Genomic DNA, 14,718 nt, shown 5'->3' with positions numbered 1-14,718 from the left:
GCCGCACCGGGGCGGCTGTCGGCAACGCTGGTGAACACGAAGGTGTCCGCCCCCGCCCCGCCTGACAGCGTGTCCTTGCCCAGACCGCCCGTGAGCGTGTCGTTGCCGCCCTTGCCGACGAGGACGTTTGCGGCAGCATTGCCTGTTCCTACGAAGCCCCCAGATCCGATGAAAGTGAGGTTCTCCACATTAGAGCCGAGAGTATAGGACCCGATGGCAGCTTGGACCGTATCGGTCCCCTCCCCGGCGAACTCCTCGACCACATCGCCGGCTGAGTCGACAACGAAGGTGTCATCCCCCACGCCACCGCCCATTGTGTCAGCACCCGCCGCCCCATCGAGCGTGTCGGCTCCCGCGCCACCCAACAGGTGATCGTTCCCCGCGCCTCCATTGAGAGTGTCATTGCCGATACCGCCGTCGAGAGTGTCATCTCCTGAGAGCCCCGTGAGGGTGTCGTTCCCGCCAAGGCCGATGATCTCGTCACTGAATGCTGTGCCAGCCTGACTATTCGCGGCGTTGGTCCCCACGATCCTGGCTCCAACCGGGCCTGATGGATCGGACGTCACGGCTTCAGCCTGTCCTTGATCATCCGTGTAGGTTGCTACCACCCGGAGGATCTGCAGGACCTGTGCTTGGCCGGGGGTGAACTCGGGCCCGGTTGCAACTTCATTCCAGTTCAGCCCGCCATCAGCCGAACTCTGCCAGGTGTACGCTATCACTGCCGCCGTTAGTCCATCCGCATCCTGGATGAAGTTGGATGCCAGAAGGGTATGTCCCTGGGTCGGAGTTACATCACTCAAGGATGCCTTGCCAATTGGAGCGTCGTTGATGTTGATGATCGGGTTCGTCGGTGTCGAGAACACAGTTTCGAGAACACCACTGGCATCCTGATAAACAGCCTTGACGCGGAGCCGCTGCCCAACCTCCGTGTCGCCGGGAGTGAAAGTCGAACCGGTCACTCGGGCCGACTCGCCGCCAGCATCGACAATGATGTCCTCAAAGACGCCGGAGTTGAGGACCTGCTCCACCTGCCAGAATAAGGTGACCGGCCCATTGACTGCGCCGTTGGGATTGACCGTCGTGACGTTGTTCCCGTCGAACAACGAGTAGGTCACCCTCAGGAGCCCGTCCTCGGTCGCCGTATTGTTGTTGTCAATAGCGACGATGCCTTCAGGCCCAGCGTTGCCGCGAGAGGTCACAACGAACGTGCTATCAGCGAACTGCAGACGCTCGATGTTAGCAAGACGGTCGGTTCCTTCCGAGCCAACAGTGTCGGTCACAGTGACAGTCCCGTCCTCGTTCAAGACGATGTCGTAGTTCGCCTGGATGCCGGAATAAAGTGCCGTATCAGTGTCACCCGCCTTCTGGGTCTGGCTAATGTCCAGGATCTCACGCACCGCCTTGAGCTGGCCTGCCTTGTAGGTGCCGCTGAGCATGAGCGGCACGAGGTCGACCATACTATCGAAGCTGGCGATCTCCTCATCCGGATTAGTCAGCGAACGTACGCTGATGCGCACGTTGAGCCACTTGTCGCCATCGATGAGGTCGTCGCCCCCGCGTCCTTCGATGATGTCGCTGCCAGCACCGCCCAGGATGATGTTGCCCGCCGAGAAAGAGGTCTGGCCTTCCCCGAGGAGCCCATCCAGGAACTCCTGGAGCCCATCGATTAGTGCGATGTTCGTCAGCACACTGCCCTGCGTCCCAGCGTTTGGAATAGTCGCTGCTGTCTCGTCGTCGCCGCGCAGGAGGTCGCTGTGCGCCGATCCAGACAGACCCTCAACCGCTTCGAAACGTGCGAGGATGGAAGCTGGAGAGGCCGGAATCGGCGTCTCATCAAGGGCGCGTAGCATCATATCGATGTTCACGCCGAACAGGTCGTCCTTGAACGCTGCCCAGTCGAAGCCAGACGCCCCAAGGAAGCGGTCGCCTGCACCACCGCTACCGACCATGATGTCGTCACCACCCTCAGCGTTCATGATGTCGGTGATGCTCGACCCGATAAAGATGTCGTTACCGGCTACCGTGTCGTTCCCGCGCGGGTCGAAGTTGTCGCCGGGAGCGCCGTCCGACTGGCCGCCTTCGATCCAGTCATCTCCCTCGTTGCCCATATCCTGTTCGTTGGTGAAGGCCCCGAGGATGAAGTCGTCGCCTCCTCCGCCGAACACCTCGGAGGAATCGCGCCCCGAGACGATGAAGTCGTTGCCGAAGCCGGCGATGATGAGATTGACACCGTTTCCGCCATGGATGACGTCATTGCCGTCGCCACCCTGAATGTTGTCGTCGCCGCCGCTGTCCGTGAGGATATCGTCGCCGTCCCCGCCGAAGAGGAAGTCATTGCCGGCGCTACCTTCCAGGCGGTCGTCACCTTCGTCGCCCCACAACGTGTCATCGCCCTCGCTCGACACGATGACATCGTTTCCGGAAGTGCCTCCAAGCACGACATGTTGGTCGCCCGTGTACTGCAGATAATTGCTATCCGGGCCGTCTGTCTCCGGATTATCGCGGATGACCAGCGGGACGATGGTGTCCGGATCGGTCGGATCGTCGCGCCCGTCCGCGCCGAGGCCGGTGTGCTGCTTGGCCTTGTCGACCTCCAGCGTATAGCCAGGGGACGCAAAGACCAGGCCCGGAAGATGCACGGCGTCGCTGTTTGCGATGATGAGCTTGGCGAACGAGTTGCCCTCAAGCTCAGTCACGAAGTTCAGACCCGCAGTGCGATCAAGATAGTAGAACCGGTCGCCGTCTTGCAGCTTTTCCAACTGGGTCTCGAAGACAAAGTTGAAGGTCGATCCGAGCATGCCGCCAAACGGCATCTTCTCCTCGGCGAGGCCGCCGAGCCAGAAGTCAATCTTGTCGAGGCCGGTTGTTGTGACTCCGTTAACGCCGCTTGCCCAGATTCCGGCGCTGTTGAGGAAGTCGAGCCGATCGGCCGGGGCGTCCTCCCCGCCGAACACGATGGCGAAGGCTGCGTCGCGCTTGCCGGCCAGCGTGGTCGCACTCGTGATCGTCGTGTGGGTGCCGTAGGCGGCAATGAAGTTGATCAGCGACTCCGGATGCTTGATGTGCTGCACGAAGTCGGACCAGCTCGTGTAGGGCTTCAGGTTCTCGTCACCCGTAGCGGCATAAAACTCGCGCCGAGCCGCATTGAGCGACGGAATGCCCACATCCCGACCGCGCGCTAGGTTGATCGCCGGTAGATCGAGAGGAAGACCGAGCAGGTTGCTGCGCAGGGCCTCGGTGACAAACTCGTCAATCTCATTGCCGACGTCCCGCGTCGTGCCGCGCACGATGGCGCCGACCGCCTGATCGGGTGTCAGTCCATCGGCAACAGCGAACTGGAGCGGGTTGAGGAAGGCTTCGATGAGGCCAATCTCGTTTTGACTCACGAAGCTCTCATCGGGCCTGGCGATGGTCTCAGTCAGCATTGAGTGGCCGAAGCGGTACACTGTGTGAGCAAATTCAGCGAGAATGGCTGGATTGATGTCGATATCGTAGACCTGCGTCGGGGCGAAGAATGCGTCGATGTTCGGCTGGATCGTCCGGGCAAACTCCTCAAAGACCAGGTGCTGATACTGCATCTCGGTGCCAAACTTCGCAGCCTGGAACAAGCGCTCGCCGTTCCAGTGCAGCTGCGAGACCTGCCCGGTTGTGAGCGGAAAGGTCGTTCCCGCCGGGAGGGGGGCGAGGAGCCACTCGTTGATGAAGGCGAGATCCCCGGATTTGAGGATCACATCCTTGTTCTGCTCGACAAGGCGGTTGTGCTCGGAATGGAACACCGCATGGACCGCCGTCAATCCGATATTCTCGTTCACGCGCCCGTCGCCGGCGACATAATGCGCCTCCAGGAGTTCATTATCGTAGGTCCCGGCGGCCATTGGCGTGTTAATCGGATCAACCGTCCCATTCGCGTCCGGTGCGAAATTGCCTGGAGCTGCGTTGTGCGCAATGTCGTCGAGGAAAGCATGTCCGGTCTTGAGTGACCCGGCCACGCTGATACCAAGTCCACCATTGGCCGTCGGATCGCCTTCTCTGAGGATCGGCTGGCCGCCCGGCGTCGCAGGGGGGAATACAACCTGTGGGAAGCCATGCTCGCCCCTGAGGAAATTGCCGTACTCGTCGGTAGCGAGCAGCGGGATACTGGTCACATCCCTGTCGGTGAGCTGGATGCCAAGGAGATCGCGTGCCTGCGCCTTGAGAATGCCCCACGTTGCCATGCCGCCGATCTCGACATCATCGCCCGTGCCGAATGTGCCGTCCGGGCCGACGTTGCGGTTCTCCAGGAGCTTCCCGGTGGCATAGGGCTTGCCGTCAGGACCGATCTCGTAGGCTCGTAGGAAAACCTGATGCGAGGGATGAGATGAGTAGGTTTGATTCTGGTCGACAAACGGTGAGGTCTGATTGGCCTGCTCCTTGATGTCGTCCGGCGTGCCGAGCTGTCCGTCAGGGCCGGGCTGGTTGGTCGCCCGGGTGAGCACCATGAAGCGCAGCTGTGGCGCGAGGTCATCCGACGTATTGGCGATGCCGTCATTGCCAAGCACCAGCGGGTCGTCCGCTTTGAGCGGGATGAAGATCGTGCCGTTGCCGCCCTTGCTGACCAGGTCGAGGCCGTGATCGAAAAACTGCCCGAAGAACGTCATCCACGAGTTGAATGGCGCGGAGAGTCCCTCGTCAGGAGCCCTGTTTTCGAACAGGAACACCTCCTTGTCGTCGGCAGTGCCGAACGCGCCGTCGAGCCCGGGGCTGGTGACGACGTGCACACCTTCTTTAAGAACGTCGTCGCCGCGGTTCTGGGCGTTGCCGAGGACGCCGTCCTGGCCCGGGTCATAGGCCGCCGCATAGGCCGCCGGGTTGTTGGCGGTCTGGTCGACGTTGAGATTGCTGATTGTCCGAACTGTCGAGTCGACCACATTGCCGTTCTGGGCATACGAAGTCTGACCAGGTGCTCCGACCGGCCCCATGCCCGGAATGAACGAGCTTTCCGCGTCCATGTAGGAGGGCTCGGTCAGCCGCGGGAACGTATTGTCTGCGGCGCCGTGCGAAGGGCTGAGCAGGTTGTTAAAGTCACCGCTGACCGTGCGCAGGCCCCAAGGCACGCGTACATTCGGCAGGATATCCGCCAAGCTCTCGCCGGCCGCATGGCGTTCGGCGATCTTGATCTGATCCAGAATAAAGTTGAGATCCGATCGGATCAGCTGCACGCCGGGTCCGCTCTCCGTGGTCTCGGGACCTGTCCCAACCGGTGCGACAACAGGCGGGCTGCCCGCGGCGACAGCGCTTGTGGGCAGGGAGGACACCTGGCTGAGCACACCGTCGGCGTCCGCGTAAATCGCCACGGCCCGAATGGCAAGACCGGCGAGGTCAACCGGGACCCGAAACCTGTCGCCGCTGAGAGGCTCGCCCGTATCGGGGGCGAGAATGTCTTCGAAGACGCCGGAGCCCGGCACTGTCTCGACCTGCCAGGTATAGGCGATGGGACCCGTGATGGCGCCTGCCACACCAGGGCCGTTGTCGGCATCACGGACGTTCTCGTGCGTGACGCGCAGCAGTTGCCCCGCCTGTGGCGTGCTGTCGACGGCGTTGTCCGCTGCGTTGCGGATGGTAAGGCGTCCGACCGCAATGGCATTGACGTTGTCAACAAGGTTCACCGTCTGATCGGCAAATTGCAGACGCTCAATTCCCGTCAGCCTGTCCGTGCCGTCGGCACCAGCAGTCCCATTGACGATGTGGCTGACCGTTGTCACGCCGTCAGTATTCGTGCTGATGACATAATTGGAGCGGATATCTGAATAGACCGCCGTGTCGAAGTTGAATGCCCCAGGGGTGCCCGGCAGGATTTCGCGCACGATCTGCAATTGGCTGGGATTGTACTTCCCGGAGATCATGTCGGGGATGAGGTCGACCATGCTGTTGGCACTGGCGATTTCGATGTCCGGATCGTTGATGTCGCGCACGCTGATGCGCACATTGAGCCACTTGTCACCATCGATGAGGTCGTCGCCGCCACGGCCCTCGATAATGTCGCTGCCGTCACCGCCCAGGATGATGTTGCCCCCGGCAAACTGTGTGACACCCGCGCCAAGGAAGGCCTGAAGCCCATTGATGAGGTCCGGATTGGTCAGAACGCTGCCGAGCGTGCCGCCGTGGTTGACGATCGTCACGGGGTCAACGTCGTTGCCGCGCAGGACATCGCCGAACCTTGAACCGGACAAGCCTTCGGTTTCCTCGAAGCGGTCCATAAAGGAGTTCGGGGAGGCCGCAATCGGGGCCTCATTGAAGGCCGACAGGCGCATGTCGACCGTCACGCCCATTTTGTCGTTCTTGTAGGTCACCCAGTCGTAGCCGGACGCGCCTTCCATGCGGTCTTCGGCATCGCTGCCGACGAAGATGTCGTCGCCGCCCTCGCCAACCATCTCATCGAAGCCGCCACCGCCGACGAACACGTCGTGTCCGGAGACCGCATCTCCCGCGAATGGATCGAAGTTGTCGCCGGGGGCGCCGTCCTGGGTGCCGATCTCGATCCAGTCGTTACCCTCATTGCCGGCCATCTGGACATTGGTCTTGGCGCCGAAGATGAAATCGTCACCTTCTCCGGCGGCGACCTCGGAGATGTCTTCGCCCGTGATGATGAAGTCCTTGCCGGAGCCTCCCATGATGAGATTGATGCCGTTGCCGCCCTGGATGACGTCGTTGCCGTCGCCACCGTGAATGACGTCGTCGCCGCCGAGATCGGTGATGATGTCATCGCCAGCGCCGCCATACAGCCGATCATTGCCATAGCCGCCATCAATGCGATCATTGCCGCCGTCACCCCACACGGTATCATCGCCGACGCTTGACATCATCACGTCGGCGCCGCTGGTGCCGCCCATGACGATATGCTCATCACCCGTGTATTTCAGATAGTTGGTCTCGACGACGGCGGTGTTGGGGTTGTCGCGAAGCACGAGCGGCACAAGCGGATCCTGGCTCTCGGGATCATCCGAGCCGAGCCCGTCATTGAATTGCTGCGAGGGATCGACCTCAAGGATCAAGCCCGGGGTGGAAAAGGCGTCGGCCGGCAGATGGGTGACATCCGTGTTCTGCATCAGCAGTTGCGCGAAGGATGAATTGGCAACCTCATCGGCGAAGTGCAGGCCCGAGAGGCGGGCGACGTAATGGAGCCTGTCGCCATTCGACAGGTTCTCCATCTGCGTCTCAAAGATGGCGTTGAACGTTGAGCCTAGGATGCCGCCGAATGGCATCTGCTTCTCTGCGAGGCCGCCAATCCATAGATCGACTTCGTCGAGGCCTGTCACAATGTGTCCGTCTGCGCCCGTGGCGTATGCGCCTGTGCCGCTCAGAAAGGCGAGGCGATCCTCCGGCGCGCCATCACCGCCGAAGACGATGAGCAGGGCTGCCGCGCGCTTGGCCTCCAGGCCCACACTGTCGAGGATGCTCTGGTGTGTTCCGTAGGCGGCTATGAAGTTAACCAGTGACTCCGGATTGCGCAGGTGTGCGGCGAAGTCGACCCAGCCGAGGTAAGGCTTCATTTGGCTGTCGCCGCTCGCCGCATAGAGCTCGCGCCGGGCATCATTAAGGGATGGCGCGTCCATGGCGCGGCCGTGGGCGATGGCGAGCGCGGCGAGGTCCACGCCGCCGCTCTGACGGAGCGCCTCGACGACGAATTCGTCAACCTCACTCCCGACGCTGTGGGTCAATCCTCGGACAATGGCGCCGCTCGCCTGCTCTGGGCTTACGCCGCTGCCGGCGAAGGCCAGCGGATTGAGGAATGAATCGACGATCGCGAGATCGCTTGACGTATAGTCTGCGCTGAGCCGGTTCAGCGTGCCGTTCAGGATGGAATCCCCGAAATGCAACACCGTCGATGCAAACTCGTCGACGATCGCCGGGTTCACATTGGCATCGTAGCCGGTCGGCCCCAGGAAGGGGTCTAACATCGGCTGCATTTTCAGCCCAAATTCCGCGAAGACGATGCTCTGGTACTGTGTCTCTGCGCCGAACTTGGCCGCTTGGAAGAGCCGCGCCCCGTTCCACTGCAATGCGCCAACTTGCTCGCCCGTGAGCGGAAACGCCGTCCCTTCCGGAAGAGGCGTTGCGAGCCACTGGTTCAGGAACGCGACATCGCCGGCCTCCAGGATCGTCGCCTTTGTCTGCTCCACAAGCCGGTTATGCTCGCTCTGGAACACATTATACACGGCGGTGACGCCCACGTTCTCGTTGACCCGGCCATCGCCGGCGACGTAATGCGCATCGAGCAGCTCATCGTCATAGGTTCCGGCTTCCGGTGTGCCGCCGATTGCGGTGTTGGTGTCGGCAGCGAGGCCGGCGAGCGGTTTTGCGCTGTCCGCCACCGCCGTGAGGAAAGCATCCCCCGCGGACAGGGCATTCGAGGCGCTCACCGGGGCGCTCAGATCGCCCTCGATGGGCCCGCTCGCTGTCATGAGTTGCGGGAAGCCGTTAATCCCGGGCACGAAATTGCCGTACGCGTCGACCTTCACCAGCGGGACATTGACCGCATCGGCATTCGTCAGCTCAATCCCGAGCACCTTCGCAGCTTGGGCCTTGACCACTTCCCATGTTGGCAATCCGCCGAGCACGATGTCATCATCGGTGAAGAACTCGCCATCGCGGCCGGCCGTGCGGTTGACAAGCATCGCGCCTGTGGCCTCCGGCGTGCCGTCGGTGCCGAGTTCGTAAGCGCGCAGGAAGACCTGCTTCGAGGCGTTGGAGCTGTAGATCTGGCTGAGGTCTGCAAACGCAGTTGCGCCATTCTGGGAGCCGCTCACCGCCGCAATGTCGTGCCCCAGGAACTGTGCGAAATACGCCATCCAGGCGTTGAACGGAGCCGACAGCCCAGCATCGGGGGCGACGTTCGGGATGGATGCCGGATCGCCCCCGGCGGCGGCCTCCGCGGCCTGGTTGGCCGAGGTCTGCTGTGAGATCGCTTGGCTGATCAGCACTGGATCGACGAGGGTTCCATTCACGCCCGCGACAAAGGATCGGATCTCGGTGTCGGCCGCGCCATAGAGGCTGCGGTCTGCAAGAAGGTTGTTGAAGGAGCCGTCAACGGTGCGCAGCCCATAGGGAACGAGCGCATTCGGAAGAATGTCGCTGAGCGATTCGCCCGCCGCATGTCGTTCTGCGTAGACGATCTGCTTGAGCAGGAATTCGAGATCGGCGCGGTTGAACTCAGCCATGGAAATTCTCCGGAGTTTTAGAGGTGAGAGCTGAGTGCTATTTGTTCAGATGTGAGGGTGGCTCGCCATACGGGCTTTGGCGCGGACCGATACGGGACGAGGTACAGTCTGCGTTCAGACCTTGGACTCTGGGGCGTTCAGACCTTGGTCTGTTGTATCAAGCGTGCACGCGATCATGGCCGACGCGGAGCAATGGTTCGGACCTCTTATGAGGGCACCACGGATGTCGGGGCGTTCGCAGCGGTGATCATGGCGTGCGCATGCAGCGTCATGCGCAGGATCCGTGGGCAGCCATGAGATGCTGTTCCGGTCCAATCAACCGCGACATGGGCTGTTTGAGCGATGCTGTGGGTCTTATGGCGGCCCGAGGCCTGAAACAAACTCCTCGGCAGGGGGACCGAAGAGGCCAAGGTCAGCGTCGCGTGGTCGCCGGAATCCGACCGGCCCGAGACCGATGCCGACCAGTTTCGCTGCCACGGGCGCATTACAGGCACCACCGTCTTGGTGGCCTCGTGCCGGGAGCAACGGAGGGAGCCCTCTGGGGCCGGGCGATGCCTCCTGTGGCTGATCGGCGCGGGACCTCAGGCGACGGGCCGTCGTGCCCTGGTTAACCCAGATGGGCCCAGCGGCGTGGGCCCCGCCGCTGCCACCTTGCCCTATGGGTCACACACTCTGCCCGGGTCGAAGGTTGAGCGCCTGTTCGGCCACGGGGCCTCACGGCCCGACCGGAACCGGCTGAACAGATTTCCGGTGGCCCTGGCGCGGTCGGTTGGGCTACAACACCGATGCATGGCGGCACGGGTTTGCCGCACTTGTGCTCCAGATCTGATGACGTGAAAGAGTTTGCCGAGAACAATGGGCCACAAACTGCTTGAATCCATTTTCACACTGGACTGTCAATGACCTGCAATGTCTTATTCGCTCACCAGAACTTCCCCGGGCAGTACAAACTGCTCGCGCGCGAAGTCGGGAGCCGTGAAGGGTACAAGGCTGTTGCCATCGGGCAGAAGTCGCCGTTCGCCTCGGATTTCGGGCCGGTTGAGTATCACGCCTACACCGGTGGGCCGGACCTGGGAGCCGACCTGTTCCCTCCCCTCACCTTCTTTTCGGAGCAGGTCCGCCGGGGCGATGCGGTCCGCTGGCGGTTGCAGGATCTGAAACAGCGCGGCTTCACCCCACAGGTGTGCTTCGTCCATCCGGGATGGGGCGAGGCCTTGTTCATCAAGGAGGTGTTTCCGGAAACGAAGCTGATTTCCTATCTCGAATACTACTACCGCAGCCAAGCCAGTGACCTGGATTTTGATCGCGAGTTCCAGTCGCCATCTGTCGATATGCAGTATGTCTCCCTGCGCAACCTGCCCACCCTGCAGGCCGCGGCCTTGTCCGACGCGCTCGTGTCGCCGACCCAGTGGCAGGCCGGGTCGTTTCCGCCTCCCCTGTCCGAGCGGATCAACGTCATTCACGAGGGAATCGACACCGATGCGGCCAAACCGGGCCCGGCTCGTCCGTTGACCGTCTCGCGCGGCACGATCCAGCCCGGGCAGACCCTGATCACCTATTCGGTCCGCTCCCTGGAGCCCTATCGCGGCTTCCATTCGTTCATGCGTGCGCTCCCTCAGCTTCAGGCGCTGCTGCCCGACGCGCATGTGGCGATCGTCGGCAAGGAGCCGACAAGCTACGGGCGCAATCCCGGCCAGGGTCGGACCTGGAAGCAGGTGATGGTGGAGGAAGTCGGGTCACAGGTTGACTGGGAGCGTGTCCACTTTCTGGGAACCCTGCCGTATGATGGACTGATCAATCTGTTCCGTCTGTCGACCGTTCACGTCTATCTGACCTACCCGTTTATCCTGTCCTGGTCCCTGCTCGACGCGATGGCCAGCGGCTGCGCCATCGTCGGCTCAGCGACCGGCCCGGTCATGGAAGTGATTCAGGATGGACACAACGGCGTTCTGGCCGACTTTTTTGACGCGCCAGCGCTCGCTGAACGGATTGCTTCTGTGGCGATGGACCGCGATCTGCGCCAGCGGCTGTCGGACAATGCGCGCCGGACGGTGCTTGAAGGCTATGATTTCAAGACAGTCTGCTGGCCCGCCTACGAGCGCCTGATGGAGGAGGCGCTCGCGCTGTAATGCAAAAGGCGCCACCCCAGTGGCGCCTTCCAGTCTTAGCGGGCCTTGCCGCGGCCTTTGGCACCAGCAGCGGAAGCCTCACCGCCTTCGGACGGAACGCGGTTGCCTTTGACCGCATCGAGGCAATCAGCATAGGCGTCGAGCATCCAGTCACGATCAAAGATGACGCCTGTCTCGCGCGACCGCGCCTGTTCAAGCTGCGCAAGATAACGCAGGAGCGCGAAGGCCACGAGCTCCGGGCTGTCCCCCTGCAAATTCACCGGACGGCTGCTTGCTTCACCGCGCGACTGATCGGCCGCTTGTCCCGTACGCCCCGTTGCCATTGCTGTCTCCTACTGTTCCTTCAAAGCAAAATCATAAATCTGGAAAACTGGATCTAGGAAGTAGGCCAGGATCGTGCGCTTGCCGGTCTCAATTGAGACCTGCGCCGGCATGCCCGGCGTCAACTCGACCTGAGCCTCCTCGATATCCTTCGGATCAACCCTGACGACACCCTTGTAGTAGGTGCGGTTGGTGGCCTTGTCGTCGAAGCGATCGGCGGATACTTTCTCCAGCGTGCCCGGAATCGCCTTATGATACCGCTGGCGATAAGGCAAGAGATGAATGCTGGCGCTCTGCCCCGGGTGGACGCGATTGACATCCGTGGGGCTGATTTCGACGGAGAGGACCAGAGGATCGTCCTTGGGCACGATTTCGAGGGCCGTCTGTCCGGGCACCAGCGTCGCGCCCGGTCCGAACACGGCCAGGCCATACACATAGCCGCTTTCTGGTGCCACCAGCACAGCTTGGCTCAGCCGCCACTGCGCTGATTGCAGGCGCGGCTCGATCTCGGCCAAGCGGGCGTCGTTCTCGGCGCTGTCCCTTGCGATGGTCTCCAGCCGATCCTTGTTCAGTTGCTGCATCTGGATTTCAGCCGCGCGGATCTTGTCCTCTTCCGCCGTGATCGAGCCGGAGATCGAGGACAGATCGCCTTTCAGGCCTGCGGCCGACCGCTCCAGGGTCAGCACTCGCGGGCGAGCGATGAGGCCTTTCTCAACAAGCGGCTGCAGCGAGGCCAGTTCGTCCTCGATGCTCTTGAGCTGGACTTGCGAGGCGTTGGCCCGTCCGCGCAAGGCCGTGATCTGGCGGCGGCTGCCCTCGACCTGCTGCGTCAGAAGGCTGATCTGCCCCAGATAAGCGGCCCGGCGCGCCAGCAGGAGCGCGGCCTCCTGCTGAAACAGCATCTGAACCTGAGGATCGTTTCTCTGGTCGCGCAAGGATTCAGGAAACGCCAGCTCGGCCGCATCCGCCCGTTCGGCCCGAAGGCGCGCGGTCCGCAGCAGAGCGGCGGCGCGGCTGCTGCTCAGGACGGTCGCCTCGGCCTTCGCGTCGGCGAGTTCGAGTTGCAGGAGCTTCTGCCCCTTCTCGACCAGCTGTCCCTCGCGCACGTAGACGACGCCGATTTCGCCGCCCGTGGGGTGTTGGAGCGCCTTGCGGTTGCCCTCGACCGCCACTTTTCCTGTGGAGATGGCTGCGCTGGCCACCGACATGGTCGACGACCACAGGGCGATCCCCGCCACCAGGGCGAGCGCCGCAACGCCGCCGAACAGCACGGGTCCGGAAGCCGAATCTTTAAGGGGGGAAGCGGGAAGCGCTTCGCTCAAAACCTGATTACTCACGGGCCTGTCCCACCTTCTTGACGATTGTTGGCCGGCCGAGTTGCTTGAACACGTCCGTCGTGGATCCGAAACTGACCAGCGTTCCGTCCTTCAGCACGGCCGCATGGTCGAGATGCATCACCAGATTGGGCCGGTGCGTGATCAGGATCACGGTGGTTCCGCGCTCCTTCAGCTCATGCATACAGGCAATCAACGCCTCCTCGCCGGGGCCGTCGAGATTGGAGTTGGGCTCGTCGAGCACCACAAGAGCCGGATTGCCAATGATCGCGCGGGCCAGCGCAATCAGCTGGCGCTGGCCTCCGGACAGGACGGAACCCTCCAGGGAGGTCTCGTAGCCCTTCGGGAGACGCAGGATCACGTCGTGCACCCGCGCCCGCTTCGCCGCATCGATGATGTCGTCATCGGCGTACATGCCGAAGCGACCGATGTTTTCGGCGACCGTCCCGGGCAGAAGGCTGATGCTCTGCGGCAGGTAGCCCACAAAGCGTCCGAACTCGTGGTTGCTCCATTGGTCCAGTTCGGCGCCGTCGATGCGGACAGCGCCGCGGGTCGGGCGGAGGCTGCCCGTCAGAATCCGGGCCAGCGTCGTCTTGCCCGATCCGTTCAAACCGACAAGGCCCAGACTTTCACCGGCCCGCACACCAAAGCTGATCTGCTTCAGCACCGCGCGATCCGAACCCGGCGGCAGGAACGTGACGTCCTGGCAGGTGATGGTCCCCGTGGGGCGCGGCAGGTGCATGGTGGCCGTCGGCTCCGGCGACTGCTTGAGGGCCGTGTTGATCCGACCCATCGCCTCCTTGACCGGATGGTAATCCTCCCAGGCCGAAACCAACAGATCCACCGGCTTCATGGCAAAGCCGAAGATGATGATTGCCGCGAACACGACCCCGAACGGGATCTCCCCGTTGATGATCTGGACCACGCCCACGGCCATGAGGACGCCTTGCATCAAAACGCGTGCGGATCCCATAAACGAGGAGAACACGACACCGCGGCCGCTGGCGATCAGCTGCTCCTGGATGGCCTTGTTACGCTCGTTGCGCCAGCGGCTGATCACAGCGTTCAGCATGCCAAGGCCCATCACGGCCTCGGCGGAACGGGTGGCAGCGTCGCTGAACTGCTGCGAGGCATTGCCGACCACGTTGGCCTTGATCAAGGCGCGTTTCGTGAGAATGGCGTTGGCAACGGTCGCGGCGGCTGAAACAGCAATGCAGATCGTCGCCGTGATGCCGATGGCCGGATCGAGCAGGAAGAGGATGCCGAGGAACAGGAAACCCCAGGGCATGTCGAGCGCGGCCATCGCACCCTTGCCCGTGATGAACTGGCGGTACATGTCCAGATCACGCAGCAGCTGCGCGTGCGCCGGGCCGGTGCCGCTCGCCGATTTCCGGACCACAACTTTGAACAGACGGTCGGCCAGCCTGTGCTCGATCCGGGCGGACGCCCGGATCAGAAGCGTGCCGCGCACCCACTGGAAAATGCCCTTGGCTGCGACGGCGATGATGAGCCCGATCAGGAGTGCGACAAGCGTCTCCCAACTCTTGGCGTTGATCACCCGATCGTAGACCTGCATCATGAAGATCGGATAGGCCAACAGAAGAACGTTGACGCAGGATTCAAAGCAAAGCGCGAACAGGAAATGCTGCCGGCACGCTTTGAGCGCAGCGGCGACGTCATGATCCTGAGGGGTGTTCATGCGGTGAGTGCTCATAATCTGGGGTTTAAGCAAAACTG

At 62.3% G+C, this 14,718-nt stretch carries 5 protein-coding genes; 1 reads left to right on the top strand and 4 read right to left on the bottom strand.

What is annotated here, in order from left to right:
• Nucleotides 1–9,197, bottom strand: a 9,197-nt coding sequence (locus ILT44_RS21415; protein WP_305070719.1) for a peroxidase family protein, incomplete at its 3' end; no start/stop codon positions are given.
• A gap of 899 nt (nucleotides 9,198–10,096) precedes the next feature.
• On the opposite strand from ILT44_RS21415, the gene ILT44_RS21410 reads away from it, so the two are divergent.
• Nucleotides 10,097–11,326, top strand: a complete 1,230-nt coding sequence (locus ILT44_RS21410) for a glycosyltransferase (protein WP_204241651.1) — start codon at nucleotides 10,097–10,099, stop codon at nucleotides 11,324–11,326.
• 35 nt (nucleotides 11,327–11,361) lie between these two features.
• On the opposite strand, the gene ILT44_RS21405 is transcribed toward ILT44_RS21410, so the two are convergent.
• From ILT44_RS21405 to ILT44_RS21395, 3 genes are read right to left on the bottom strand one after another with little or no spacing between them, the layout of a single operon-like run.
• Entirely contained in the window at nucleotides 11,362–11,649 is a 288-nt protein-coding gene (locus ILT44_RS21405) for a hypothetical protein (RefSeq protein ID WP_204241650.1), read from the bottom strand.
• 9 nt (nucleotides 11,650–11,658) lie between these two features.
• Complete coding sequence (locus tag ILT44_RS21400) at nucleotides 11,659–12,984, bottom strand: HlyD family type I secretion periplasmic adaptor subunit (RefSeq protein WP_204241649.1); 1,326 nt, start codon at nucleotides 12,982–12,984, stop codon at nucleotides 11,659–11,661.
• Nucleotides 12,977–14,680 carry a type I secretion system permease/ATPase gene (locus ILT44_RS21395; RefSeq protein ID WP_204241648.1) on the bottom strand — a complete coding sequence of 568 codons (1,704 nt, stop codon included), beginning with the start codon at nucleotides 14,678–14,680 and terminating at the stop codon, nucleotides 12,977–12,979. Before ILT44_RS21395 ends, ILT44_RS21400 begins: the two co-directional genes overlap by 8 nt.
• Nucleotides 14,681–14,718 lie beyond the last annotated feature (38 nt).

Origin of the sequence: Microvirga arvi, assembly GCF_016892765.1 — a bacterium.
In the GTDB taxonomy this organism is placed as follows: Bacteria; Pseudomonadota; Alphaproteobacteria; order Rhizobiales; family Beijerinckiaceae; genus Microvirga; species Microvirga arvi.
This window is presented reverse-complemented; position numbering and strand designations above follow the sequence as displayed.

Coding starts and splice junctions, on each gene's coding strand:
- ILT44_RS21410 (WP_204241651.1), top strand. CDS start 10,097: ATGACCTGCAATGTCTTATTCGCTCACCAGAACTTCCCCGGGCAGTAC.
- ILT44_RS21405 (WP_204241650.1), bottom strand. CDS start 11,649: ATGGCAACGGGGCGTACGGGACAAGCGGCCGATCAGTCGCGCGGTGAA.
- ILT44_RS21395 (WP_204241648.1), bottom strand. CDS start 14,680: ATGAACACCCCTCAGGATCATGACGTCGCCGCTGCGCTCAAAGCGTGC.